Origin of the sequence: Erwinia sp. PPS120 (genome assembly GCF_047918655.1) — a bacterium.
GTDB lineage: Bacteria > Pseudomonadota > Gammaproteobacteria > Enterobacterales > Enterobacteriaceae > Erwinia > Erwinia tasmaniensis_A.
The window spans coordinates 186282-211386 of sequence record NZ_JBLREF010000034.1 but is presented as its reverse complement, the minus strand read 5'-3'; the positions used below and the strand labels follow the sequence as shown (position 1 = coordinate 211386).

The window sequence follows — 25105 nt, the reverse complement described above, 5'->3', positions numbered from 1 at the left end:
TCCCCCCTTCGCCGTCAGGTCACGCGGTTAATTCAGCATATGGCTCAGCCTGGCTCAGAATGAAAGCGTTAATTCAGTAAAACTCAGTCGTCGGGCGTTTTATCTATTAAGCTTACTGCCATCGAACCCGAGAAGAGCGAATAAGATGCAGCTGTTGTACAACGCATTAATCGTGCTGTTTACCATCATCGTGATGGAAGTGGTGGCGGCGCTGGCCCATAAGTACATTATGCATAGCTGGGGGTGGGGCTGGCATCATTCTCATCACCGGCCACATAAGGGCGGACTGGAGTTAAATGACCTTTATGCGGTGGTCTTTGCGCTACTTGCCATTGTACTGATTTATCTGGGCAGTACCGGCATCTGGCCGCTACAGTGGATTGGTGCAGGCATGACCGCCTACGGCGCGCTCTATTTTATCGTTCACGACGGGCTGGTGCACCAGCGCTGGCCGTTTCGCTATATTCCCCGGCGCGGCTACCTTAAGCGCCTCTATATGGCGCATCGTCTGCATCACGCCGTCCGGGGGCGCGAGGGCTGCGTCTCCTTTGGTTTCCTGTATGCGCCGCCGCTGTCGAAGCTGCAAAAAACGCTGCGCCAGCGGCACGGCAGGCCGATCAGCGAGGACGCTGCCAGAGCGGATCCGGGCGTGGGCTCGTCTTCGCAAAACGGGAAGTAAGCGCCAGCCCAGCCCCTGACAGCAGCAGCCCCAGCTTCTCGCCTTTGCTGGTGCCCTGACGCCGATCCCAGGCCTGTTCTCCGGCGTTGCTGACCCTGACGCCGATCTCCCGGTAGACGCCGCGGGCGGTAGCAATCGCCCAGGCGGAGCGAAGGGGCAATCCGGCCAGGCCCGCCCGGGCCGACTGATAGTAAGGCTCGGCGGCGTCGACCAGCCGCTTTGCTACTCTTGCCAGCGCGGCGCGATTGACCGGTTCGGCATAGTTCGCCAGGCTCATCCCCTCTTCAGCCAGCCAGCGGGTGGGCAGGTAGCAGCGTCCATTTTGCGCATCTTCCACAATATCACGCGCAATATTGGTGAGCTGAAAGGCCAGTCCAAGATCGCAGGCGCGATCCAGCACGGCGGGATCGCGAACGCCCATCACCTGCGCCATCATCAGCCCGACGACCCCGGCTACGTGATAGCAGTAGCGCAGGGTGTCATCAAGGGTGTAATAAGCCTCGCCCCGCACGTCCATGGCGTAACCTTCGAGGTGATCGAAAGCCAGCCGTTCTGGAATGGCGCTGGCCAGGGCGACCTCCTGAAAGGCGGCAAAGGCGGGCTCCGACACAGGGGCACCGCTAAGCGCCTGATGGGTGAGGACTTTAAGCCTTTCCAGCCGCTGCTCCGGGCTGCCGTCAGCGGTTACGTAGCCCGCGCCAGCGGCCGGGCTGTCAGATAGCGGGCGGCTAAGCGCAGAGTGCGGACTGTATGCCGCCGCATCGCGGCTAAAACCCAGCTCCTGGCCATCTATAACGTCGTCGCAGTGACGGCACCAGGCATAGAGCATCAGCGCGCTGCGACGCGTATCCGCGTCAAACAGCTTTGAGGCGGAGGCAAAGCTCTTTGAGCCAACCGCCATGGTCCGGGTAGCGTGATTAAGTAAAGGCTGATTCAACGGGTTAAATCCTCCAGCATCAGACCCGCGGTGGCCCTGGCGGAACCGATTACGCCCGGTACGCCTGCGCCAGGGTGCGTGCCTGCACCGACCAGGTAGAGGTTAGTAATGTGACTGTCGCGGTTGTGCGGACGGAACCAGGCGCTCTGCGTCAGAATGGGTTCTACCGAGAAGGCGGAACCAAGATGTGCGCCGAGCTGGTCGCGAAAATCGAAGGGGGTAAACATCCGGTGGGTGACCAGCTGCTGGCGCAGGCCCGGCATATAGCGCTCCTCCAGATAGGCGAAGATGCGATCGCGCAGGCGCGGCCCTTCCACGTCCCAGTCGAGATCGGCAGTACCCAGGTGCGGCACGGGGGCCAGCACGTAGTAGCTGCCGCAGCCCGGCGGGGCCAGCGACGGGTCGGTGACGCAGGGGGCATGCAGATAGAGCGAAAAGTCGTCGGCCAGGCTGTTGCGGGTAAAAATATCGCTGATCAGCTCTTCGTAGCGCGGGCCGAAGCACACCGTATGGTGCGCCAGCTGGCTATGATGATGGTTCAGCCCGAAGTAGAGCACGAACAGAGAGTTGCTCATGCGCTTACGCTTAAGAGAGGTCGCGCGCGCCGCACCTCGTGGGTGGTGGCCGAGCAGCTTTTCATAGGTATGCACCACATCCGCATTTGAGGCGACGGCGGGCGTATCAATACGGCGACCATCGGTCAGGTGAACCGCAGAAATCTTATTGCCCTGGGTTTCCAGCCGATCAACCTCAGCGTTCAGCTCCATTTTGCCGCCAAGATCCTCAAACAGTTTCACCATGCCCTGCACCAATGCCCCGGTTCCGCCCCGGGGGAACCACACGCCCCATTCCCGCTCCAGCGCGTGGATCAGGGTATAAATGGAGGAGGTGGTAAAGGGGTTCCCGCCGACCAGCAGCGAGTGAAAAGAGAAGGCCTGACGCAGATGCTCATCCTCTATAAATGAGGAAACCATGCTGTAGACGCTGCGCCAGGCCTGCAGGCGGGCCAGCTGAGGCCCGGCACGGAGCATATCGCGGAAAGAGAGAAAGGGGACGGTGCCCAGTTTCAGGTAGCCCTCTTTAAACACCGCGCGCGAATAGTCGAGAAAACGCTGGTAGCCCGCCACATCACGGGGATTGAAGCGGGCGATCTGCGCCTCCAGCGCGGGCTGATCGTTATCGTAGTCCAGCACAGGGCCCGTTTCCCAGCAGAGGCGATAAAAGGGCTTAACCGGCAGTAGCTCGACGTAATCCGCCATACGTTTACCGGTCAGAGCAAACAGCTCCTCGATGGCGGTGGGGTCGGTGATCACCGTTGGGCCGGCGTCAAAGGTAAAACCCTGATCCTGATAGACGTAAGCGCGCCCGCCGGGCTTGTCTCGTCCTTCAAGCAGCAGCGTGGGAATGCCTGCCGACTGAAGCCGGATGGCTAATGCCAGCCCGCCGAAGCCGGCTCCTACAACAATTGTTCTTTTCATTTGGGGGCTCGCAGCCTTGGGTGATGTTTAAGGATGGCGCGCAGGGCTTCACCCACCGGAACCGGCGACTTACCCGACAGGATCCGTACCCGGTCAATGCGGGTAGGGTGACCGGCATAGAAGCGGGCAATCAGCCCGTCGCTAAGGCCGTAAAAGCGTTGCATGACGCGCCAGCGCCTGGCCGGAGGACCGGCCAGAAAAAGCATACGGTTTAGCAGGCGGAAAAAGCGCTGATGCCGCCACTGGCGTAGCGCGAAATCCTGAATGAGCCGGAACAGCTGGGCGCTATCCGGCGAAGGCTGGCTGGCGATCAGATCGGCCAGCTGAACAGCCAGCGGCAGTGAGTAGCCGGTGGTCGGGTGAAAAAGCCCGGCGCGCAGGCCGCTGCACGGCAGTCCGTCGCGCTGTCGCCAGAATGCCCCAGGCTGACCCGCCAGCGTAATGGGCAGAATGCCCTGCTCCTCGCGCACCAGCTTCTGTAACAGCCAGCCTTTTTCAGCGGCATAGTCCACAATACGCTGCCGTGCCCGTTCGGCGTCCAGCGCCGCGCTGTCAATGTAGTGCGTATCCTCAATCAGCAGCGTATCTGGCGTCAGCGGCAGGGTGTAGACAAAGCGATAGCCCGCCAGCTGATCTACCGTGGCATCCATCAGGATGGGGCGGGTCAGGCCATGCGGCCGCGCCAGCCGCCACTGCTGGCCCAGGAAGGCCTGACTGCCGACCGTCAGCGCCGGGCCGGGCTGATAGCCACGGCCATCAATCACCGCTTTTGCCCGCAGGATCTGCCCGTCAGCGAGCTGGACGCTGTTCGCGGAGAGTGGGATGGCCGGACACGCCGTCAGCAGATTGTCGCCCAGGGCCTGTTCGACAACGCCGGCAAAGCGATCGGCGGTCACCGTCATATAGCCGCCGGGCAGGGTGCGCGTCAGCTGCGGAAACTGCACGTCATAGCCGTCCCAGCGGTGGGCCACCAGCGGGGCGATCCACGCCTGCTGTTCAGGCGTCAGGTCGCTTTGATGAAAGGACCAGGTGTGATTACCGCCGCACCGCGCGCTTTCCTCCAGCATTAACACGCGGAGCGCGGGCTGACGCTGCGCTAAGCGCAGGGCGATAAGGCCATTGGCCAGGCCGCCGCCCAGCAGGATCACATCCGTTTTTCTCACGGTGCCACCTTATCCGCTGTGGGGAAAGCGGGGCTTAATGCCTGCTCGACGATGAGTGCGGCGGCGGATGCGCCACCCGCGCTGCTGAGCTGAGCCTGCATAGCTGACAGGTTCTCGCGGTAGCGATTATCGCTTAGCAGCGTATTGAGATGGCGAGCCAGCGTGCTGGTGGTGCTGAAACGTGAAGCGCGTCGGCCAATGCCGCGCCAGGCAACGCGGGCGGCAACCCCTGGCTGATCGAAGGCGATCGGGATGGCGAGGATCGGCGTGGCATTTTTCACCGCGTCGACCACGGTATTCAGGCCGCCGTGCGTTACCACCGCCTGCGCCTGACGCAGGACGGCATCCTGATCGGCAAAGTCTGTGACCCAGCCGGCACCGGCGCGGCGTAATTTTTCCGCCTGGCGCGAATTCAGGCCGCCGCAGTGGGCGATCAGCAGCTGGGCGTCCAGGCGGCGGCAGGCGCGGGCAATGGTGTTAAACAGGCGGAACCGATGCCCCTGCAGGGTGCCGAGCGAGGCAAAAATAAAAGGGCGCGATGGATTCAGGGGCCAGGGCGACGTGTCCGTTTTGCCGGGTGATCGCAGCGGCCCCACGGCATGAAATCCCGCGGGCAGCGCGCGGCGGGGGAAATCCAGCGCGGGCAGGGTCTGGCTGATTTGCGCCAGCGGCGACAGGCAGTCGTGCAGTCCCTGACGGGTCGGCAGGCCAAAGGCGCGTGCATGGCGGTTGATGATCCTGGTATGGCCGCGCATCATCCAGTCATAGAGCTGCTGGCTGGTATGATAGAGTTTTTGCGCCCGGTGGTCTGTGCCCCAGGCAAACGGCATAACCGGCAGCGGCAGGCCCGCCTCGCGGTTAACCGGCAGGGCGCAGGCAACCGAGACAAAGGGGAGCCCCAGCGCGTCGGCGACCAGCCCGCCCGCAGGCTCCATCTGGTCGACGATCAGGCCGTCCACTGCCAGTCTGTTCAGGATGGCAGGCAGGGCGCCGCAGAGCCGATCGGTGGCGTGTGCCATATCATCAATCACGCCGAAGAGGGAGAGACTACGCGGGTTAACGGTCAGCCTGAAGGCGCGGGCGGGAGTGCCTGCTGGCAGGTTCTCCACCGGCTCGAAGGCGATGTTGACATCGCTGAGCAGGCTTCGCGCTTCGGGCGGCTGAATAAAGGTGATGCGATGTCCCCGCGCCATCAGCGCCTGCGCCAGCGCCTGGAGCGCGCGAACGTGGCTGAAAAGCGGCGGCGCGACCACGGCATAGTGGCTCATGCCCCACGTCCTGTGTCGTGCATCGGCGCGTGGCGCAGCTCGCGCAGGTTAGCACTGCCGGTGCAGAAACAGGCGGTTTGCAGCTGCGCAATCAGCGTCTGGAAAAAAGCCGTGACGGCCTGCTCTGACGCGGTGGCGCTGGGGAGTATCGCGGCGGCAAGGCCGACAATATCCGCGCCCAGGGCTATGGCTTTGGCAATATCAATGCCGTCAACAATTCCGCCAGAGGCGATCAGGGGCAGGTCGGGCAGGGCGGCGCGTATTCCCCGCAGCGCCTCGCTGGTGGGGATGCCCCAGTCGGCGAAAGCCATGGCCACGGCACGCTGCTGTGTGCTGGCAGCGCGCTCGCCCTCCACCGCCGCCCAGCTGGTGCCGCCCGCGCCAGCCACGTCCAGCAGGGCCACGCCCGCCTCTGCCAGGCGACGGGCCACGTCAGGTGAGAGTCCGGCCCCAACCTCTTTGACCACCACCGGCACCGCCAGCTGGTCAACCAGCCCGGCAATCGCTGACAGTACGCCCCGCCAGTCGCGGTCCCCGCCGTTTTGCAGCGCTTCCTGGAGCGGGTTGAGGTGCACGATCAGGGCGTCGGCCTCGATCATCTCTACGGCACGACGCGCATAGTCCAGTCCGGTCGGGCCGACAATCTGCGCCGCGCCGAGGTTGGCCATTAATGGGATGTCCGGCGCAATAGTGCGTAAATTCTTGTTCAGGCCAAAGTTGACGTCGCTCTCCAGCGCCACGCGCTGTGAGCCGACGCCCATCGCCAGTCCCAGCGCCTGCGCCGTGGCCGCCAGATGAAGATTAATCTCCTGGGCGCGACGTGCTCCCCCGGTCATTGACCCGATCATAATCGGCGCTTTCATTGGCCGGCCAAACAGGGAGGTACTGAGGTCGATACGATCAAAGTCAATCTCGGGCAGGGCGCAGTGCTCAAAACGCCAGCGCTCAAATCCGGTACGGATCCTGCTGACAGCGCGCGCCGGGTTAAGCACGATATCAAGGTGGTCGTTTTTACGCTGAATCAGATCCGCGTCCTTCATGGGTACTCCGGTGAATCCATTATTCGGTCATTAGCAGGCATCACTACGGCGGGCAGTTTTGACCAACCGCAGGCGTCAATACCCGCGCAGGCACCCGTTTAAACAGACGTTAACGCAACGTAGCCAGCTGCTGGTTGAACCAGCGGTGCATAAAGTGCCGGGTCGCCAGCCCCTGATGACAGACGAAGGCAAAGTGCCGATCGGCACTTTGCAGGTGATTTTGCAGGCGGCGGTGCACCTCTTCTGCTCCCAGCAGAGCCACCAGCGTCGATTTGCCCGCATCCTGATTAAGGTCCTTGCCGGAGCCGCTATGGCTGTCGGCCAGATCGTCAAGGAGCTGGAACGCCTGCCCCAGATCCTGTGCGAAGCCGCGCAGCTTCTGGCGCACGACAGGGGGCGCATCGGCGGCCAGCGCCGCCATCTGGATGGTGGCGTCAAACAGCATGCTGGTTTTCAAATCATTTGTGGTGGCGATAGCTTCACTGCTGCGGCATGCACCGCCTTCCTTAAGATCCTGAAACTGACCCTGTACCAGACCCTGTAAACCGACGGCGGCAGAAAGCTCCGCCACCGCCTGCGCGCGACAGTTTCCTGATAACCCCTCTGCGGCCGCGACGGTGCCAAAGGCGCTGCTTAGCAGGGCGACGGCAGCCAGCACCGCCACGTCCTCGCCAAACTGGCGATGAATGGTGGCCCGGCCACGGCGCAGCAGGGCGTTATCCATGCAGGGAATATCATCAATGATCAGCGAGGCGGCATGGATCATCTCCACGGCGCAGGCTAAATCAATCAGGCCGGGGTGGCTTTTATCACACCCCAAATCACAGGCGGCCAGCAGCAGCAGCAGGGGACGCATGCGCTTTCCGGGCGTCAGCGTGCCTTCGCGCATAGCGGCCCTTACGCGGTCCCGCTCGCCACCGGCAGGCAGCAGCGAGTCGAGTCGCCGCTCCAGGGCTTCACGCAGCGCCAGCAATTCGGTATCCATATCGGGGGATTTTTCTGCTAACACTGTCATGGTCACTCTTAATCGAATCAGTAAATTAATGGGCCGGAAAATGAACGGACGCTACAGGAATAAATGCACGGTCCTTGTTGATAAGGCTAGAGTATTATTAAGAAATTGCGCTGATAAACGATGAAAAAAAGCTTAACTGATGCAGGATGGGGGCCGTATGGAGCAATCCGCGCCTGCGTTTCAGCGACTTATTGCAGCAGTTGGTGCAGCAGCGACAAAACCTGATTGATCTCTGCAGGCGTCAGCGCGCCCTCTTTGGCAAAGCGAATGAGGCCAGCGCTATCGACCACCACCACGGCTGCGCTGCCGGGGGTCAGTTGCCAGGCGCGCTTAACCGCGCCGCGATTGTCGATAATAAACTGTGTCGAGGGCGACTCGCGTTTGGCGGACCGCAGGCTGGCGCGCACAAATACGGCGCTACCGGGGATGGCATCGTCAGCGTTAACAATAATTGATGTCTGAAAGCGCGTCGACGACAGATGCGCCGCGGCGAGTGCCGCACTCAGCGGCGCATTTTCGTCTCTTGCGGAGAGGCGTCCGGCCAGATGCATCACTACGCGCACCCTGCCGGTTAACCCGCTATTGCTCCAGGGCCGATAGCCCGTTTCACCCGGGCTTGCGATGACTTCCCCTGCATCATGTACGCTTACAGGGGGAAGACGCTGGCCAACCGTAAACAGGTTCGCCAGCGCGGAGAAGGGCAGAAACAGGGCAAGGGCGACAACCAGTAGACGAGCCGACATGCCTCTCTCCATTAAGCCGCCCTGCGCAGGGAAGGCGGGCTTATGCCTGCTTAGGCTGTCCGTTTGAGGCCATGATGCCACCGTCTACCGGCAGATTGACCCCGGTAATGTAACGGGCGTCATCGCTGGCGATAAAGGCAATCGCGTTAGCGATATCTTCCGGCTCACCCGCGCGGTTTAGCGGGATACGCTCATAGAATTTATTCAGCAGCTGCGGGTCATCCTTCATCCCTTCCGTCAGATCGGTCATGGTCAGACCGGGACAGACGGCATTGACGCGTACGCCGTCTGCGCCGTAATCCATTGCCAGCGAACGGGTAAAGTTGGTCACCGCGCCTTTCGCTGCGTTATAGACGCTCATACCCCAGTCGCCGCCCAGGCCGGAAACGGAGGAGATATTCACCACGTTGCCTTTGGTTTTCAGCAGCGCGGGCATAAAGTAGTGGACGCAGTGGAATACACCGTTCAAATCCACGCCCATCAGCTTTTTCCAGTCTTCAAGCGCGATTTCATGAATGCGCCCCTGAACGATAATGCCGGCGTTATTCACCAGCACGTCCACCCGGCCATACTTATCCTGCACCTTGCGCGCAAGCGCCTGGACCTGGCCCGCGTCGGCGACGTCACAGGGGGCCACCAGATGATCGCCCTGGGTCAGCGTGGTCAGCGTTTTTTCCAGCTTTTCAGCGGTACGGCCTACCAGTACCACCGATGCGCCTTCGCGGGCGAAGCGCTGCGCCGCGGCTTCGCCAATACCTGAACCTGCCCCGGTGATGACGACTACTTTTTGCTGAAAACGTGCCATTTTGAACTCCTGTTCATCATTATTACCGAATTAAATCATGGGTGTAAGCCTGGCAGGCTTAGCGCGAAGTGCAAGTGAAGGCAGGGTGCGGGCGAGCTAATTAATTGTAATTGCTCAGGGTTTTTTGCATAAATCATTCCGTGCCGCAGGTAAGGCGCGCCCTGGACGGGCTAACCGTTAGGGGCGGTCACGCCGCCCACCACCGACAGGTTAACGCTGGTGATATAGCGCGCATCACCGCAGGCGTTAAAGGCCGCGGCGCAGGCGATATAAGTAATGGCACAGGCGTTACAGGCAGCGGCGCAGGCGATATCCTCGATTTCCCTGGCGCGATTTAAAGGGATACGCTGGTGGCGCTTTTCCAACAGCCGTGGCGCGTTCCTGATCCGTTCGGTCAGGGCCGTCATGGTCAGACCGGCGCCGATAGCCTTAACGCGCACGCCGTCTGCGCCGAAAAAAAGTGCGGAGTTTGCTCCTCATCATGGTGATAAATCCTTGTTACATTAAAGGCAAAACGGCAGATTGTGCATCTGTCGGATGACTCACTGCGCCGATAGGGCTATGTTAGTTCCCGGCTCAGCGAGTGGTGAGGATGCAAAATGGAAAGACTGGATTGCGACAGGATGTTTATTAGCGTGATGGAGACGGGAAGTTTTACCGCCGCCGCGCAGCGTTTAGGCACCAGCCACGGCCAGGCGTCCAAATTAATTTCACGTCTGGAAAGGGAGCTGGGCGTGCAGCTTTTTCGGCGCAGCACCCGGGCGCTGACCGCGACCGATGTCGGAAGAGCCTACTATGAAAAGGTCAGGATCCTGCTGGCTGAGTACGACGCCCTGAATGAATCCGTGCGCACCACCTCAGACTCCCCCGCTGGCAGGGTGCGGGTTTCCGCGCCGGTGACCTTTGGAACCACCCAGCTTACCCAGCCGCTAATCGACTTTGCCCGGCGCTTCCCGGGTATTGAGCTGGACGTCAGCTTTGCCGACCGGGCTGTCAACGTGGTAGACGAAGGATTTGACCTGGCGCTGCGCATCGGCAAGCTCAACGACAGCGCGCTGATGGCCAGAAAGCTGTGTGATATCCGCATTATCGCCGTGGCCTCGCCGGACTATCTGATAAAGCGGGGGACGCCTTCCCACTGGGGTGAACTCTCACAGCATGACTGTATTATTGACACCAACTTCCGCGATCCTTTCCGCTGGCCGTTTTTACAGGGTGAACAGATGGTTCAGGAACCGGTCAACGCCCGCCTGAAGTTTTCTAACGCCGAAGTGTGTTTACAGGCGGCATGCGCAGGGCTGGGCATTGCCCGTCTGCCCGCCTTTGTCGCGGGGGAAGTCCTGCGCAATAAAACCCTTGTGCCGGTACTGGAATCCTATGAAATCCCGCCGCTGGGCCTTTTTGCCCTCTATCCTCCCGCAAAATATCTGGCGCATCGTTCCCGCGCCCTGATTGATTTTCTGGTCGAGGCGTTCGCAGGTGAGCCGGAGTGGGAGAAGGGCTGGTAACTATTTCCAGTTTGGAACAAAACATCCCCTTTTTGAGGGGATAATCATCTCAGTGGAAATAAGGTACTTTTCTCATATCAACTCACTGGGAGGAAAGACCATGAATGATAACCGTACTGCCCCCTGGGCTGCTTTGATCCTGCGCCTTGCGCTGGGTATCCTGTTTCTTGCTCACTTCGGCCTGAAGTTTTTCGTTTTCACTCCCGCAGGTACCGAGAAGTTCTTTGTCTCACTCGGACTGCCGGGTGCTCTGGCCTGGCTGACGATGGCCGTGGAGCTGGCAGGCGCTATCGCGCTGATTTTAGGGATTTATAGCCGCATCGCTGCCGTGGTGCTTATCCCCATCCTGCTTGGCGCCATTTTCACCGTTCACGGTCCGGCGGGCTTCTTCTTTACTAACCCTAACGGCGGCTGGGAATTCCCTGCATTCTGGATCGTTGGCCTGATTGCGCTTGCCCTGATCGGCGACGGAAAATATGCCCTCAAGCCCACCACTGTCAGAGGATAAGGAGCAGACCCATGCTGGTAAATGGACAATGGAGCGCCGACTGGCATCCCGTTCAGGCGAAAGATGAGAAGGGCGGCTTTGTCCGCCAGACGTCAAGCTTTCGCAGCTGGATAACCCCTGACGGCGCGCCAGGGGTGACCGGCAAGGGTGGCTTTCAGGCCGAGGCGGGGCGGTATCATCTCTATGTGGCGCTAATCTGCCCATGGGCCTCACGCACCCTGATCGCCCGCAGCCTGAAAGGGCTTAGCGATGTGGTCAGCGTGTCGGTGGTAGAGCCCTGGCTGCTGGATCAGGGCTGGCACTTTGGTGACTATCCTGGCGCCGACCGCGATACGCTGAATCAGGCCGAATGGATGCATCAGATATACACCCGCGCGGATGCGCATTATACGGGCCGGGCCACCGTGCCGGTGCTGTGGGATAAAAAGACCCAGACCATCGTGAGCAATGAGTCCGCGGATATTGTGCGAATGTTTAACAGCGGCTTTGGTGAGCTGGCCAGTGCGGAGTTTGACCTCTTCCCAGCCGACCTCCAGCAGGAGATTGAGTCACTGAACGCGGAGATTTATCCGCTGCTGAACAACGGAGTGTACCGGGCGGGTTTTGCCACCACCCAGGTTAGCTACCAGGAAGCCTGTCGCGATGTGTTCAGCATGCTGGATAAGCTGGAGCAGCGTTTAAGCGACGGACGCCGCTTTCTGACCGGCGAGCGATTCACCGAGGCGGATATTCGCCTGTTCGTGACGCTGATCCGCTTTGATGCGGCTTATCATGGCCTGTTCAAATGTAATATCCGTCAGCTCAGGGAGTACGCCTGCCTGCACGGCTATACCCGAAGCGTGCTGGCGGTGGCGGGCGTACGCGAGACGGTCAGTATCGATCACATTAAACAGGGCTACTACTCCATCAGGGCGCTGAACCCCACCGGCATTGTGCCAGTCGGGCCTGACCTGAGTGACTATGGGCTGCAGGAGAGTCTGTAACCGTGAAAAAACTCCTTATTTTACTGCATGGCGTGGTCGCCTTCTCCGGGCGCCTGGCGTCTCCCGGGCCTTACCATCCCGCTGTCAGCGCGGCCGCGCTGCTGATCCACGGCAAGGCTGATCCGGTGACCCCGTGGGAAGAGAGCGAGCGGGCTGCCACCTCGCTGGCCGAGGCGGGGGTGGCGGTCAGTACCCCGTTTGAGCCGGGCGTGTCACATACGCTGAGCACTAATGGCGTACAACGTGCGGCGGCGTTTATTGCGCAGCGATTCAATCAGGACTGAGTATCAATGCAGGTGGGATTACTCTGCAAGCTTGCCTGCGTTGCCAGATTACGTCTATTGTTAACGGCTCAGAGTAGTTTTCCCGGAATACGCGCGACAGGGAGCCGTCATGAAGAAAGTGCTGGGTGCTTTTTTACCCTTATATACCACCACGCTGCTAATGCTGCTGGGCTCTGGCCTGCTGACCACCTATGTCTCGCTGCGGCTGGCTCATCAGCAGGTGAGTGGCGCGGTGATTGGGGCGATTATTGCCGCGAACTATATTGGCCTGGTCATCGGCGGCAAGGTTGGACATAATCTGATTGCCCGCGTCGGGCATATACGCGCCTACGTATCCTGCGCCGGGATCATTACCGCCTCGGTTCTGGGGCACGGGCTCACCGATTTTCTGCCGATGTGGATCTTTCTGCGGCTGATTATCGGCCTGTGCATGATGTGCCAGTATATGGTGCTGGAGAGCTGGCTTAACGATCAGGCTGAGCCGGGGCAGCGCGGCATGATATTTGGCTTCTATATGGTGGCAACTTACCTGGGACTTTCCGCAGGACAGATAATCCTGATGACGCAGATCGGTTCCGGCAGCAGCAGCCTGCTGATTGTCGCCCTCTGCTTCGCGCTGTGCCTTGTGCCTATCGCCCTCACCACCCGCACCAATGTACAGCCCATGTCGCCTGCGCCGATGGAGCTTGGCTATTTTTTCAAAGCCATTCCGAAAATTCTCTTTATGACGCTGGTCATTGGAATGGCGGTCGGGGCTTTCTATGGGATGGCGCCGGTTTACACCAGTCTGCTGGGATTCAGTACGCAGCAATCCGGCCTGTTTATGGGCATCACCATTTTTGCCGGGCTGGTTTCGCAGTTTCCCCTTAGCTGGCTTTCAGATCGCGTAGACCGTCACCGCCTGCTGTTTTTCACCGGTCTGCTTTATGCTCTGGCCGCGCTACCGCTGACGCTGCCGGCTCATTTCCACTACATGACCGTAGTCTGCGCCGCATTTATCGCCAGCATGATGCAGTTTTCGCTCTATCCGCTGGTGGTGGCGATGGCGAATGACAGCATTGTGCCCGAACGCCGGGTCTCGCTCACCGCCTGTCTGCTGATGGCCTTTGGCGTGGGGGCCTGTATTGGGCCGCTGGCAATTGGGGCCATTATGCAGCCGCTGGGCGGCAATATGCTCTACCTCTTTTTCTGCCTGTGTGGCGTGGTGATTGCAGGAATGAGCTGGTATCGCAGCACCACGCATCAGGAGAGCAGCGAGCCACCCGTCCCGCACGTACCGATGCCGGACACCATGGCCAGTTCGCCACTGGCAGCCGCACTTAATCCGACCAATACTGAAGAAGAGATTCAGGCGGTAATGATCAATACCGACGAAAACAGTGCTGAAACCGCCCATGCGGAAGATAATGAACAGCAGGCGCCCTGAGGGCGTTTTGCCCACGTCGACCTTTCTTAAAACTAAAGTAAATCTGAATTCACACGCAGGTTAATCGCTTCCCATCCCGTCGGACGCTGTGCGTATGCGCAGCGCCACGCCTCATATTATCTCAAAGAAACAGAAGGGAATTCTTAATTAGCCCCTGCTGTCCCTAGGGATAGTCTGAAAGTTGATCGATATTTTTGATTGTTTATACTGTGCTGACATTAAAAACAGGTAAGGAATCTGTATGAAGTGTCGTTTATCCCGCAGAGGGAAAACCTGGCTGGTCATCATTGCCTGTTGCTTTATTTTTTGGGGGATAGTGGCCTGGGGAGTGTGGTCATGAATGAAGCTGAAGAGATTGTGAATGAAAATGGCCCCCTGAATAACGGGTCGGCCGCAGAAAGCACGCAAACCCCCGGCGGGGATAACCAGGGTAAGCCTTTAAATAATAAAAAAATACTGGAAGGCTGGGAATTAAGCGCCGCGCAAAGTGCTTTTATCGAATCACTCCTGCCGGATGATGACAGCGACTGCTGATCCTCTGCCAGAGACGGCGCTGTGCCCCTGAAACCGGCAGCGATCCTCCCTTGTCTCATCTGTGCTTGTTTTGCTCCCTTTTTTTCCTGAAACGCCCGCTTAGCGCCGTCCGCGTTAACTTTTTATCACCTGCCGCCGGGTAAAGAGACGGGTAAACACGATGGCAACCAGCGCGAAAATTCCACCCAGCGCGGTGGCTTCCAGTCGGTGGGTGGCTACGCCAGACTGAGAAAGACCCAGGCTGGAAATCATAAACACCACCATCAACGTGACGAAAAAAGTAAAAACGAAATATGACTTTGAAATAAGCGAGTAGGAGAAGGTAAACGCGATATAGCCGGCGGTAATAAAGCCGCAGACCAGAAACAGCGGATTATGCCAGGTTGAAATCAGCGAAGCGGCCAGGATGCTGCCCATCAGCGTCCCCAGCACTCTGGCCTGAACCCGCGACAGCGTGTCCCGATAGTTGTTACGCAGGCAGAGCAGCAGGGTCATCCCGGCCCAGTAACCGTTTTTCAGGTGCAGCAGCTGGACCGTGCTTAGCGCCAGCCCCATAGAAAGCAGCGCCCAGAAAACAGACCAGCGCAGGTGGATTTTGCGCTTATAGAGCTGCCGGGTGGTGTTAAAAAAGGTGAGCCACGCGCGGGGGTTAATCTCTTTCAAATTAAAGGGGTAGCGACGGAATACACCATACAGGAAAAGCATTTGTATGATACCGCCGCAGCCGGTGAGTGCCGCGCGATCCAGCGCATGTTCCGGAGTACCCGCATAGTAACCCGACACCAGATAGGCTATTGACCACTGCAGTACCATCCACCAGGCGCTGCTGTCGACGTCAGCCAGCGCCACATAAATTCCCGCGTAGAGCATAGCACCCGCAATATAGATCGGCAGCACGTTGCCGGTCAGGCAGCCAAGCCAGGAGGAGAAGGCCAGTCCCAGCGTGGTGGTCAGCAGTAGCGAAAAGGAAGAGTCGCCCCAGGTTTTATTTGCGCCAAAGGCCAGGGTCAGCGCGCCACCGGCAATCACGCTGGCCACCGGCACGCGATCAAAGGTGAAACCGGCCAGATAGATAGCGATGATGGCGGGCAGGCAGCACAGACCCAGCAGCATGTCGTGTTGCAGTTCTTCAGAAAGGCGCATCGGTTTACAGCTTCTCCTGTCATTTGCAAAGATTAATGATAGCTTTCAATAATATATTGTAGTTAACAGGGTAGCTTATTCTTGCATTGCACGTCGGCGATGATTAGGCTGAAACCACTTTCCTGCTGCGTCTGGCGCGCAATTTTCTTTCTGAGGGCATTATGATCAAATCACTGGTCGCCGTGGTCGTTGGCGGTTCTGCCGGCTGCATCATTCGCTGGCTGCTGGCGGTTCGTCTGAATGCGCTGTTCCCCAATCTGCCGCCCGGCACGCTGGTCGTAAACCTGGTCGGGGGGGTTATTATCGGCGGCGCAATGGCCTGGTTTATGCGCAATCCTCACCTCGATCCGGCCTGGAAGCTGTTGATTACCACCGGGCTCTGCGGTGGCATGACCACCTTTTCGACCTTCTCACTGGAGATTGTGGCGCTGTTGCAGGCGGGTAACTATGCCTGGGCGATGATCTCGGTGCTGACCCATGTGCTGGGATCGCTACTGATGACCTTTGCCGGATTCTGGCTGGTCTCGCTGTTTCTCTGATTCACTCGTTCTACAGCGCCGACGCGCGCATCACTGCGCCCGGCGGAGCATGATGTGAATCTTACCCGGTATGCAAAGCGCTTTTTTTAGTGCGGAGTGCCGCCCTTCATCAGATCGATAGCGCTGGCGCTGGCCGCATCGAAGAGTGACAGGCTCTCTATTTGATCAACCATGATGACTTTACGAAAGGCCATCGCCGACTTAGGTTCTGAATCCAGCGTAATGCCGTGATCGGCGTACCATTTGCTGTAGTTATGTTCAATGCGCAGATCCAGCGCCGTGCCCTCGCGGTAGCCGCTTAGCATTGGGATCATCACAATATTGCAGACGGATGCATTCTCAAAAGAGGCAGTATGGACCATTCCGATATAGATACGGCGAGATTTCAGCGTGATCCACGCCAGCTCTCCCTCCTCCATACACTGAAACAGCAGCCCCTCAACGCCATTGGAGCGGGACAGCTTTTTATAAAGTTTTTTTCGTCCGCTGCTGTCGAGCCGCGCGCTGCCTGACCAGCTTGAACGATAAATGCAAAAAATGACGGCAAAGGTCAGCATGATAACGACCGGGGCCTGGATACCGAGGAAACTCCAGGTCATAAATTCGACCTGCCAGTGGTGATGCAGGCCATCACCCAGCTGAGGAATGGCATTCATAATGCCCGAAGCGGCCAGAAGAATGAGCCAGACGATGCCGGTGGCAATGACGCCCTGGAGAACGAAAATACAGCCGTACAGGGCGACCAGGAAATAGACGTCCCAGCCAAACGAGCGTTTGATTTTGAATCGGGTTGAGAGGTCGCGGCTGGTGTACCAGTACCCGCACACCATCAGCACCATAAATATTGCCGTACCCATCTTATGCCCTCTTCAACGCATTGACGTGACGGGCAAAATCATCTTTGACTTCTTTGCTACACAGATTAACCGCAGCGGTGCCGTCTTCGTCGATCAGGATGCGTTCGCCGTCTTCAATTGACTCTTCGATATCGCGCTGACTCATTACCTGGAGTAACAGTTCCGGACTGGAAAAAAGAGCGCGTAAAAATTTGAACATGGCTTTCTCCATCAATAAGATAGGATAATTCTGGCACTTAAATAGCGACTTCGCCATGAGACGAGTATGAAAGGGGGGATTGTAGGGTGCGCGTCCCTGCGCACGGGCGATTAGCTGCCGCTCTGTGGGGCCGGATCGTCCTGTAAATGCTTTTTAAAGTGCTTCTCAATCTGCTCCAGCGTCTTACCCTGGGTTTCGGGGGCGAAGAAGATAGCGAATATTCCTCCCGCCACCCCTATCGCCGCAAAGGCAAAGAAGGTGAAGGTCAACCCGACGTGCTCCAGCAGGATTGGGAACATAAAGGCAATCGAGAAGTTTGTCATCTGCATGGCAAACACCGAGATACCGTTAGCCATGCCGCGGATGCGCATCGGGAACATTTCGGACAGCAGCAGCCAGGTGACCGGCGACAGCGCAGCCTGCTGAAAGCACAGGAATACCAGCATACCCGCCAGCACCATATAGCTGCGCACCGTATCCGGATGGCCGTTGACCGTCTCCGGCATCAGCCAGGTGATAAGCCCAATGGCCAACACCGTACAGGTGCAGCCGATTTGCCCGGTCAGCAGCAGCGGACGACGGCCAAAGCGGCTCAGTAGCATAATCCCGACAAAGGTCATGATGACGGAAATCACCCCGTTGGCAATGGTTGCCAGCAGCGAGGCATTCGTGCCAAGCCCGGTTGACTGCAACATGGTAGGCGCATAGAACATAATGGTATTCACGCCGGAAAGCTGTTGCAGCATGGCAATACCGATACCCAGGGCAACCAGTCGTTTCATCCATACTGAAATGGTTTTCTGACGACGGGCGTGTTTTTCACTCTTCGATGACATCGATTTGCGAATTTCACCCAGCTCTCTTTCCACCATGCGTGATTTGCGGGTGCGCTCAAGCACGTCGCGCGCTTCACTGTAGCGGCCATGCATGGCGTACCAGCGCGGCGTATCGGGCAGAAACAGCATGCCGACCCACAGAATAACCGCCGGAATACAGGCCACCCCCAACATCCAGCGCCAGGTCGTTTCGCCACCCCAGACTTCATTGATGGCTGCGTTACTGGTATAGGCGATCAGCTGACCGGAGACGATCATCAGTTCCTGCAGGGTAACAAACTGCCAGCGGCGATTTGCCGGGACGATTTCGGCGATATAAATGGGAACGATTGCGGCTGCGCCGCCTACCGCCAGTCCAAGAATAAAGCGGAAGGTGATCATCATTACCACGTTCGGCGCCAGGGCGCAGCCCAGCGTCCCCAGGATAAAAATGAGCGCCATGGCGAGAATGATTTTTTTACGACCAAAGCGGTCTGCAACCCGTCCGGCGGCAATGGCGCCAATCGCCGATCCAAGAATCAGGAAGCTGGTGACCATACCGGTGGTCAGTGAGGTCAGATGCAGATCGTGCTTCATAAACAGCAGCGCACCGGCAATAACACCGGTGTCATAGCCAAATAGCAAACCACCCAGAGTGGCAATAAAGGCAATTACTTTTACCAGCGGTTCCGTCGACTGCGGCGTTTTGGGCGCCTCGCCGGTGGTTCCGCCGTATGATTTGTCTGTCACTTGCGACTCCCCGAATAATGCTATTTTTGTGATTTTCATGTGACAAAGATCACATGCACCCTAAATTTACTCTACGATGACAAATTTGGTAGGAAAAGTACGAAATATAATTTTTTTATTCGTCAGCAGACAGGGGCGGGGGAGGGGAATGACTGCCGGAGCGGACGCCGGCAGGAGGAACTAATGCTGAAAGTTATGAGCTGATTTGGCTGCGGTAAGCGGCCAGCCAGCGACAGAATGATGCGCCACCCGGTGAGGCCCACCAGCGCGCGAGCGCGGTAGCGGCGTGCTTTCCGGAGACCGTGAATGCCGGTCGGTGTCACAGTGCTCATGGTACTCATTCAGCCAGCGCAGATATTCTTCCCTGACCTGCGAGATATTTTCGCCAGCCTGCGTGGTACGAATATAGAGCTGCGCGCTGGTGCGCGATTTGTCCTGTATGTAAATTTCGTACTTTTTATCCCATGCTGGTGTTTCTGGTCGTTCTCGTACAATAACGTCGTTAAAGCGCAGATGCTGCCAGCGCATGAGTCGTTGATAAAAATGTGTTTTATCCATGACGGATTAACCTCTCCGTTTTTCTATTCATTATTTGGGCGTTTTACAAGATACAGCGCCCTGGGCCTCTCAGGGCGGCATAACGTATTGAAACGTTAATCAAGTAGAGGAAGTGAGCCGACACCCTGCCCGAAGGGGGCCGGCTGATTAAATTTAGACGAAATCTCCCGCTCCGCCAGCGAGAGGATCTTTTTCAGAAAATTTCCCGGTAAGGATTACCAGTAAAATCATATAAATGTTTGATATGAATATACTTATTTTGTTTCTTCGCAGATCGGGAAGGCGCTTATTTTTGTCAGTTTATATTTACTCGAAGCGCTGCGAGATGGTAATTTCTTACCAAAATAATTTGGGGACGTAACATGAAGCAGTTAGTGATCGATATTTTATTAAAAATGGCCAATATCGAAGTGGGTGCCAAAGAACTGACGGCACAGGTTGAGGCCCAGTCTTTATTGCTGGCGGCACTGGTGCTTACTGCGGGTAAAGAGGGGAGCTCCTCCATTTCTGAAAACATTCACAATGCTATCGCCACCGCTTCTTCTGCCGGCGAGCAGGTGATGCAGTCGGATGTCGATCTGCTGTTAACGCATGTTAACCGCCTGCTGGCCGTTACCAGCTGGGTTGATGAAGTGGCGAAGAGCAGCGAAAAAGAGTAGGACTCGTGCCTGACGCCATGCCTCAGCTATCGGGATTTTAAGCATGACATTTCTGCACAGAGTGAAAAACACCCGCCATTGCCCCCTTTAACGTGCCAGTCAGCCATTGAAATAGCGCGTCTGGCTGAAGATGGCTGGGACAGTCGCAGCCCGCAAAAAGTCTCCCAGGCCTGGACGGCGGATAAAAGGTGGTAGGATCATGCGAAGTTTGATACCAGCCGGAGGAGGCCGAAGCTTGCCTTAGCCGCAAGCAGGCGTTTTTGCCATGGCTGACACCACACCTGAAAGCGGGTGCGTTAATGCTGCCGGGGGGCTTCGGACGTCTGGCGATCCCGATAGACTTCCCCACACAGCAGCACTGCATTGGGTCGACGCTGATGTATGCGATCGGCCATCTGCTCACAGGCTTTTTTGTCAGGGAAAATATGCTCGGAAACGGGCAGGGCGTCACAGGCATCATGCCCGCAGGCGCTCACAAGTAAAACAAAGCCAATCAACATAGCTCACTCTTTTAAAGATAGACATCCAGCGTTGAGTATAGCTGACGCGAGCCACACTGAGGCGTTGCGTTGCGTGGCGGCGAGGTGAGACGGTTAACGGCCGTCGCGCTGTCCGGCAGACCCGGTATCAGGGCGCCTTCGCTGAAGAGGCAGCCAGCAGAATACCGCTGCGGGTAGTGACGTCCTCAAAGCCGGATTACAGGTAAACACGTCACCGAGGATAGCGATTTGCAAGTCGCCCGCGATGCTCATCCGGTCAGGAAATTACCCGCTGCCTGCTGGCGGGAAAAGTCCCCCTTGCCTGCAGGCGGGCGGAATTAATGTGCCATGGTCGCGGTGGTGGTGGTCGCCGTGCCGGTATTAGAACCTTCGCCGCCGCCGCCCATCGTGGCCAGCGCCACGCCGAGCAGTGCAGCCACGGCGCCAACGCCCATAGCGTTTGAGTTACCCTGCGCCATAGTCGTGGCCTCGCTACCTGCGGCTACCCCGGCTTCAGGTGCAGCAAATACGCTGCTGCTGCCGGTAAGGGTCAGAAACAGGACAAGGGCGGTTATTTTTTTCATTTTTATTTATCCTCAGACAGTAGTGGGGTGATCGCGGCTGAAGCATAAATTCAAATGCAGGGGTTTGATACAGGCGGAAAAATCGCTTTTTACCGCTTAGCTGATGGAGGGACGAAGTAAACAGATCCGGTTAATAGCTGGAGTTTTCAGGCTGTCATTACCTTAATGGCGCGCCGCTTTAATGCTGATGAAGCCAGCCGCTTCGTTAGCCCGGTTTATTTATCGGATTATCCCCAGAAAAGGGACTGAAAATAGCCTCAGCGACCACATCTTCGGCTGGCTGGAAAAAAGATCCAGAGCAATGAAGAGTTTCGCTGCTATTTTAGGAATAAAACCGGTCACTTTTTTAGTGGAAATTGACAGGGGTTTTACTTAACTCAAATCGCGGTGGCGGAAAATGCGCTGTATGGTGATATGTAAGCGCGTTACAGGATGTGAACTTTCACCGCCGCACTGACATACTTAATGCGACTAATCCGAGTTTCCTGCTTTATTCCCTGACTTTTAAGAACTCATTAAGCTTACTGTGGCCTACTGGACGAACTTATTTCATTCTGGGAGTTAGTATGCTGTTGTCTGCATTTTCCTATATCAAAGATAAGACCGGTTATTTGCAGGAGTTTCTCACCGATCCGCGCAAAACAGGCACCATTGCGCCCTCATCCGGCTTCCTGTGCAGAACCATGTCCGATGCCGTTGAGTGGGGGAGCTGTCAGCGCATTGCCGAACTGGGGGCGGGTGATGGCGTTCTGACCCGACACCTGCTCTCCCGGATGCGGCCCGATGCCGAGCTGCTGGCGTTTGAAACGAACACCCGCTTTATTCCCAGGCTTCAGGATATTGACGATCCGCGGCTGACCATCACCACGGCATCGGCAGAGACGCTGAGCCACGAGTACGATGCTATCTTTTCCGGCCTGCCGCTGCTCTCTTTGCCCCAGGCGGTACGGGACACCATTCTGGCGCGTGCGGCCGCTTTGCTCAGTCCCCACGGCGTGTTCGTTCAGTTCCAGTACACCTCTCTCTCTGAACCGCTGATATCGGACCATTTTGCCTGGCACCGTACGCGCGTACTGTGCAATTTGCCGCCCGCGTGGGTCTATCGCTGTTATTCGCGGGACGCGGGTAGCTGATTCGGCCTGACCGGGGGGTTAATATGAGATGGCAATCTCCGTATTCTCTGCCAGGCTTAAATTTCAACCATGACAGGAGGAGAAGATGAGTAATGCAATCGATATACCCGATTCAAGTGATGAGGAAGTCTGTAACATCATTGGCAAAGCGGTAGTGGATCTGAGCATTACCGGCCAGCCCGTCAACAAAGCTACGCTGGCATTGAAGCTGCTGGCGATGGCGGATCAGGATAATGACGAAGAGAGAATTTTGCTTTACTGGATTGCGCGTAAAGCACTCAATCAGCCCCACAGATTTGCTTCGGCTCTTTACTGACGGTGGCGATGCCCGGCCCGGATTGCCGGACGAGCGGCCGCTTATGCCAGCGGCCGTTTTTGTTATTGCTCAGATGATCCTGCGCAACCAGGGAATAAAATGCAGCAGCCAGCAAATCGCGGCAGAAATTATATAACATACCAGTGCGACTGCCGGGATCGTCAGCGCTGAATAGTAACCCTCAAAATTAATATCCAGCAGGCGCAGTAATATTTCCAGCACCATCAGGTGAACAAAAAATATCCCCAGGCTCAGACGCGATAGCGTTTTGATCAGCAGAATGCTTCGTCGGCCATAGTTTATTGGCGCATTCAGCAGCATAAAGAAGCAGGCCAGCGAAACGACGACAAGGGTCGGCGCAGAATAAAACAGGAAAACTTCATTCGGTTTAAACGTACTGATTGATAGCGAGTAGGTCATGACCGCCGTCAGTATGGCAGAGAGAATAAAGATAATCGCTGAAATGATTACCCTGGGGTTGATGTTAAAACGTCGTACAACGCCGCCGATAATATAAAAACCCGAAAGGTACACCACCATGTCAATATTGCTTGGCGTGGGAATGGCATGCCCTTCCAGTAAATTGGCTTTTACGTTATCAAACAGCATATAAACCGAGGCCAACACAAACCACACGGTGAGCGTATAATTCACTCGCGGCTGGCTGCCATTTTGAATAAAAGTATTTAGCAGCGGGGTAACCAGGTAGAGCAGGATCAGGGTATAGATAAACCACAGATGGGGATACGCAGGCGTACTGAGCAGTTCCAGCAGGCTAACCGGTGTGGTATCGCCCTTGAAGGAATGGCTGTAAAAAATGTAAATTACCGACCAGGCAACCAGCGGAATAACCAGGTTAAGCACGCGTGTTTTAAGCGTACTAAGCAGGGATTCATTTTTGTTCAGGGAAATATAGCCAGCAATGAGCAAAAAAAGAGGAAATGCAATACGCCCCAGGGCTTCATACATGACGGACACGGACCAGGCTAAATGGAAATAGCTAAAAGGTATCGCTGCGGTATGCAACAAAATAACCAGAAAGGTAGCTACCAAAGACAGCAGCTTAATATTCATTATTTTCAACGCCTAACTCCCCGTTAAGAAGCCTCATCCGGCCAAAAGCCAGACGATCGCCAATACGCTAAAGGTATCACACTCCGTCGCGCTGACGAATCTCGGGGCATAAAAATAACCCTGGCTTCTCAGCCGGGCTGGGAAGCGCGTTCAACGGTGAGGGTGGCCGGGCAGACTTCATTGGCCTGAACCACGCGATACTCCGCTTTTCCCTGATGGATATACATGCAGGCGCGACCCGCTTCTCCGCCATCCTGCTCCTGCGAGAGTCTCAGGGTAACCCGTTCAGCCCCGGCGGCGTTAACCAGTGGAATGAAGACGAGGGCAGACACCATCATAATTTTCATCACAGCGACACGGCATAATTTATTCATAGTAAACATGACCAAAAGGTGAAAATGAAACGCCAGCAGCAGGCAATTCCGATTGGAATATTGGATCGCTTAGTTTGTATACCGCCATTGCTGAAGCTAACAGGGTGCAAACATTGCTGAAATATCGGATGAAGCCGACATTCCTGCCACCAGAGTTTTCTTATTTATTGTGGATCTGTTCAGGGATTACGATCGCGGACTGATTTATTGCGATGCCTGAAACCTTCTGCGATTTTACGCGACATTTCTGAGAGGTGACCTGAGGAATTCAACATCCGCGGCAAAGAATTCAACTTCTGCGGTAAAAAAGTGCCTCGGGAAGTGGGAAACCCAGCAGCACTTCCCGAGGCCGTGCAAATGCATAATTCGTTACCTGATGAAAAGTAGTCGTTTTTTTGCTGTCACACAAGTTTTTTGTTATTACCCAATTAAGTGCGGTTTTTGTGGTCGACAAGTAGGGATTATCAGGCTATTTCTCCTTGACCTTCCCCCTGCTGGAAGGTAGAGGATAACTGCTACCATTTTGCTCACAGTCGAAGGAAAGAGTTGATGAAGATTATAACAACTGCGGTTATGTCCACGTTTCTGCTGTCCGCCGCTGCCATGGCGGATGACGGGATGTCTATGCCAGCCCACCAGACCCAGGGGACGGCTGCTGCTCAGCAAAGTTATCAGAGCGGTATGGACAAAATGCATCACAACATGCAGGAGGGGATGACGTCGCAGAATCCGGACGTGGCTTTCGCTCAGGGTATGACTGCCCATCATCAGGGCGCCATTGATATGGCGAAGACCGAGCTGAAATACGGTAAAGATCCTGAAATGCGCAGGCTGGCCGAGGCGATTATCAAGGCGCAGCAGCCAGAAATTGACCAGATGCAGGTGTGGCTGAAAAAACAGCAAAAATAGTCCGTCATGCGTCGTTGATGGCAGATAGTAAGGCGTCCGGGGAGAAATCAAAGGAGTGCAGCCACGAGGAAGGAAAAAACTCACCGGCTGAGGCGAAAGTTGTTAAAATTAACTTCTCTGTCAAACTCATGGAATACATTATGTCATCGGAAATTGCACATCCCTCTACCAGCCCAAAGCAGGCTGCGCTCCAGCTGGTTATTGAACTGGTCCGTGCGGGCAAACTCAGCCCATTACAGGGCGATGCCTCTAATATGATCTCTATTTATGAGCAGTTCAAAGCCCACTTTGAAGCGGATAAGCAGAAGAAAAGTTCGGAATCTGCCATCTCATAAGCGTCGGGCG

Annotated in this window: 31 protein-coding genes and 1 pseudogene; 14 read left to right on the top strand and 18 right to left on the bottom strand. The window is 56.7% G+C overall.

From position 1 onward, the window contains the following. Positions 1 to 145: 145 nt before the first annotated feature. Positions 146 to 679, top strand: coding sequence for a sterol desaturase family protein (locus ACLRGG_RS16905; protein WP_416250862.1), 534 nt, complete (start codon positions 146 to 148; stop codon positions 677 to 679). On the opposite strand, the gene ACLRGG_RS16900 is transcribed toward ACLRGG_RS16905, so the two are convergent. The 9 genes and pseudogenes from ACLRGG_RS16900 to ACLRGG_RS16860 all read right to left on the bottom strand — a co-directional run. Further along, entirely contained in the window at positions 618 to 1616 is a 999-nt protein-coding gene (locus ACLRGG_RS16900; protein ID WP_416250861.1) for a phytoene/squalene synthase family protein, read from the bottom strand. The genes ACLRGG_RS16905 and ACLRGG_RS16900 overlap by 62 nt on opposite strands. Then, the gene (locus ACLRGG_RS16895) at positions 1613 to 3094 is read right to left on the bottom strand and encodes a phytoene desaturase (protein ID WP_416250860.1); all 1482 of its coding nucleotides are present in this window, start codon (positions 3092 to 3094) and stop codon (positions 1613 to 1615) included. Before ACLRGG_RS16895 ends, ACLRGG_RS16900 begins: the two co-directional genes overlap by 4 nt. Continuing rightward, positions 3091 to 4257: a lycopene beta-cyclase CrtY gene (gene crtY / locus ACLRGG_RS16890; RefSeq protein ID WP_416250859.1), complete on the bottom strand. Its 1167-nt coding sequence runs from the start codon at positions 4255 to 4257 to the stop codon at positions 3091 to 3093. Before crtY ends, ACLRGG_RS16895 begins: the two co-directional genes overlap by 4 nt. Next, positions 4254 to 5525 carry a glycosyltransferase gene (locus ACLRGG_RS16885; protein ID WP_416250858.1) on the bottom strand — a complete coding sequence of 424 codons (1272 nt, stop codon included), beginning with the start codon at positions 5523 to 5525 and terminating at the stop codon, positions 4254 to 4256. Before ACLRGG_RS16885 ends, crtY begins: the two co-directional genes overlap by 4 nt. Next, positions 5522 to 6565, bottom strand: a complete 1044-nt coding sequence (gene fni, locus ACLRGG_RS16880) for a type 2 isopentenyl-diphosphate Delta-isomerase (RefSeq protein ID WP_416250857.1) — start codon at positions 6563 to 6565, stop codon at positions 5522 to 5524. Before fni ends, ACLRGG_RS16885 begins: the two co-directional genes overlap by 4 nt. 109 nt (positions 6566 to 6674) lie before the next feature. Further along, complete coding sequence (locus ACLRGG_RS16875; RefSeq protein WP_416250856.1) at positions 6675 to 7580, bottom strand: polyprenyl synthetase family protein; 906 nt, start codon at positions 7578 to 7580, stop codon at positions 6675 to 6677. Positions 7581 to 7768: 188 nt separating this feature from the next. Continuing rightward, positions 7769 to 8323 (bottom strand): YtfJ family protein, encoded by a 555-nt coding sequence (locus ACLRGG_RS16870; RefSeq protein ID WP_416250855.1) that lies wholly within the window; start codon positions 8321 to 8323, stop codon positions 7769 to 7771. A 40-nt stretch (positions 8324 to 8363) separates the two neighbouring features. Further along, the gene (gene budC, locus ACLRGG_RS16865) at positions 8364 to 9128 is read right to left on the bottom strand and encodes a meso-2,3-butanediol dehydrogenase (RefSeq protein WP_416250854.1); all 765 of its coding nucleotides are present in this window, start codon (positions 9126 to 9128) and stop codon (positions 8364 to 8366) included. Positions 9129 to 9298: 170 nt separating this feature from the next. Continuing rightward, positions 9299 to 9580, bottom strand: a pseudogene (locus ACLRGG_RS16860) (SDR family oxidoreductase); the annotation flags it as partial. Between the two features lie 147 nt (positions 9581 to 9727). On the opposite strand from ACLRGG_RS16860, the gene ACLRGG_RS16855 reads away from it, so the two are divergent. From ACLRGG_RS16855 to ACLRGG_RS16830, 6 genes are all read left to right on the top strand, one after another. After that, the gene (locus tag ACLRGG_RS16855; protein WP_416250853.1) at positions 9728 to 10636 is read left to right on the top strand and encodes a LysR family transcriptional regulator; all 909 of its coding nucleotides are present in this window, start codon (positions 9728 to 9730) and stop codon (positions 10634 to 10636) included. Positions 10637 to 10736: 100 nt separating this feature from the next. Then, entirely contained in the window at positions 10737 to 11144 is a 408-nt protein-coding gene (locus ACLRGG_RS16850; RefSeq protein ID WP_416250852.1) for a DoxX family protein, read from the top strand. Positions 11145 to 11155: 11 nt separating this feature from the next. Continuing rightward, complete coding sequence (locus ACLRGG_RS16845) at positions 11156 to 12127, top strand: glutathione S-transferase family protein (protein WP_416250851.1); 972 nt, start codon at positions 11156 to 11158, stop codon at positions 12125 to 12127. Positions 12128 to 12129: 2 nt separating this feature from the next. Continuing rightward, the gene (locus tag ACLRGG_RS16840) at positions 12130 to 12411 is read left to right on the top strand and encodes an alpha/beta hydrolase (RefSeq protein WP_416250850.1); all 282 of its coding nucleotides are present in this window, start codon (positions 12130 to 12132) and stop codon (positions 12409 to 12411) included. 109 nt (positions 12412 to 12520) lie between these two features. Continuing rightward, a complete protein-coding gene (locus ACLRGG_RS16835; RefSeq protein WP_416250849.1) occupies positions 12521 to 13837 on the top strand; it encodes an MFS transporter in 1317 nt (438 codons plus the stop codon). 336 nt (positions 13838 to 14173) lie between these two features. Then, positions 14174 to 14371 (top strand): YciX family protein, encoded by a 198-nt coding sequence (locus tag ACLRGG_RS16830; RefSeq protein WP_416250848.1) that lies wholly within the window; start codon positions 14174 to 14176, stop codon positions 14369 to 14371. Between the two features lie 114 nt (positions 14372 to 14485). On the opposite strand, the gene ACLRGG_RS16825 is transcribed toward ACLRGG_RS16830, so the two are convergent. Beyond that, positions 14486 to 15514, bottom strand: coding sequence for an FUSC family protein (locus ACLRGG_RS16825; RefSeq protein WP_416250847.1), 1029 nt, complete (start codon positions 15512 to 15514; stop codon positions 14486 to 14488). Positions 15515 to 15675: 161 nt separating this feature from the next. Here ACLRGG_RS16825 and crcB point away from each other — a divergent pair, with 161 nt between their 5' ends. Beyond that, entirely contained in the window at positions 15676 to 16053 is a 378-nt protein-coding gene (gene crcB / locus ACLRGG_RS16820) for a fluoride efflux transporter CrcB (RefSeq protein ID WP_416250846.1), read from the top strand. Between the two features lie 86 nt (positions 16054 to 16139). Here crcB and ACLRGG_RS16815 read toward each other — a convergent pair whose 3' ends face one another. From ACLRGG_RS16815 to ACLRGG_RS16800, 4 genes are all read right to left on the bottom strand, one after another. Continuing rightward, a complete protein-coding gene (locus ACLRGG_RS16815; protein ID WP_416250845.1) occupies positions 16140 to 16910 on the bottom strand; it encodes a hypothetical protein in 771 nt (256 codons plus the stop codon). A gap of 1 nt (position 16911) precedes the next feature. Continuing rightward, positions 16912 to 17109, bottom strand: a complete 198-nt coding sequence (locus tag ACLRGG_RS16810) for a hypothetical protein (RefSeq protein WP_067705068.1) — start codon at positions 17107 to 17109, stop codon at positions 16912 to 16914. 110 nt (positions 17110 to 17219) lie between these two features. Next, positions 17220 to 18674: a sugar porter family MFS transporter gene (locus ACLRGG_RS16805; protein WP_416250844.1), complete on the bottom strand. Its 1455-nt coding sequence runs from the start codon at positions 18672 to 18674 to the stop codon at positions 17220 to 17222. Positions 18675 to 18854: 180 nt separating this feature from the next. Continuing rightward, positions 18855 to 19232, bottom strand: a complete 378-nt coding sequence (locus ACLRGG_RS16800; protein WP_416250843.1) for a hypothetical protein — start codon at positions 19230 to 19232, stop codon at positions 18855 to 18857. A gap of 362 nt (positions 19233 to 19594) precedes the next feature. Here ACLRGG_RS16800 and iraP point away from each other — a divergent pair, with 362 nt between their 5' ends. Together iraP and ACLRGG_RS16790 are read left to right on the top strand one after the other, a co-directional pair. Next, the gene (gene iraP, locus ACLRGG_RS16795; RefSeq protein WP_416250842.1) at positions 19595 to 19891 is read left to right on the top strand and encodes an anti-adapter protein IraP; all 297 of its coding nucleotides are present in this window, start codon (positions 19595 to 19597) and stop codon (positions 19889 to 19891) included. 78 nt (positions 19892 to 19969) lie between these two features. After that, positions 19970 to 20086 (top strand): DUF1348 family protein, encoded by a 117-nt coding sequence (locus tag ACLRGG_RS16790; protein WP_416250841.1) that lies wholly within the window; start codon positions 19970 to 19972, stop codon positions 20084 to 20086. Positions 20087 to 20187: 101 nt separating this feature from the next. Here ACLRGG_RS16790 and ACLRGG_RS16785 read toward each other — a convergent pair whose 3' ends face one another. Beyond that, positions 20188 to 20391 carry a hypothetical protein gene (locus tag ACLRGG_RS16785; protein WP_416250840.1) on the bottom strand — a complete coding sequence of 68 codons (204 nt, stop codon included), beginning with the start codon at positions 20389 to 20391 and terminating at the stop codon, positions 20188 to 20190. A 317-nt stretch (positions 20392 to 20708) separates the two neighbouring features. Beyond that, complete coding sequence (yjbE, locus tag ACLRGG_RS16780) at positions 20709 to 20954, bottom strand: exopolysaccharide production protein YjbE (RefSeq protein ID WP_416250839.1); 246 nt, start codon at positions 20952 to 20954, stop codon at positions 20709 to 20711. A 566-nt stretch (positions 20955 to 21520) separates the two neighbouring features. Between yjbE and ACLRGG_RS16775 the strand changes: the two genes are divergently transcribed. Both ACLRGG_RS16775 and ACLRGG_RS16770 read left to right on the top strand, forming a co-directional pair. Then, entirely contained in the window at positions 21521 to 22087 is a 567-nt protein-coding gene (locus tag ACLRGG_RS16775; protein ID WP_416250838.1) for a class I SAM-dependent methyltransferase, read from the top strand. Between the two features lie 85 nt (positions 22088 to 22172). Continuing rightward, the gene (locus ACLRGG_RS16770; protein ID WP_416250837.1) at positions 22173 to 22403 is read left to right on the top strand and encodes a hypothetical protein; all 231 of its coding nucleotides are present in this window, start codon (positions 22173 to 22175) and stop codon (positions 22401 to 22403) included. A gap of 69 nt (positions 22404 to 22472) precedes the next feature. Here the strand turns inward: ACLRGG_RS16770 and ACLRGG_RS16765 are convergent, their stop codons facing one another. After that, positions 22473 to 23477, bottom strand: a complete 1005-nt coding sequence (locus tag ACLRGG_RS16765) for an acyltransferase (RefSeq protein ID WP_416250836.1) — start codon at positions 23475 to 23477, stop codon at positions 22473 to 22475. 128 nt (positions 23478 to 23605) lie between these two features. Then, entirely contained in the window at positions 23606 to 23815 is a 210-nt protein-coding gene (locus ACLRGG_RS16760) for a hypothetical protein (protein ID WP_416250835.1), read from the bottom strand. A 585-nt stretch (positions 23816 to 24400) separates the two neighbouring features. Between ACLRGG_RS16760 and copM the strand changes: the two genes are divergently transcribed. Both copM and ACLRGG_RS16750 read left to right on the top strand, forming a co-directional pair. After that, entirely contained in the window at positions 24401 to 24760 is a 360-nt protein-coding gene (copM, locus tag ACLRGG_RS16755) for a CopM family metallochaperone (protein ID WP_416250834.1), read from the top strand. 140 nt (positions 24761 to 24900) lie between these two features. Next, positions 24901 to 25095, top strand: a complete 195-nt coding sequence (locus ACLRGG_RS16750; protein WP_067705562.1) for a hypothetical protein — start codon at positions 24901 to 24903, stop codon at positions 25093 to 25095. Positions 25096 to 25105 lie beyond the last annotated feature (10 nt).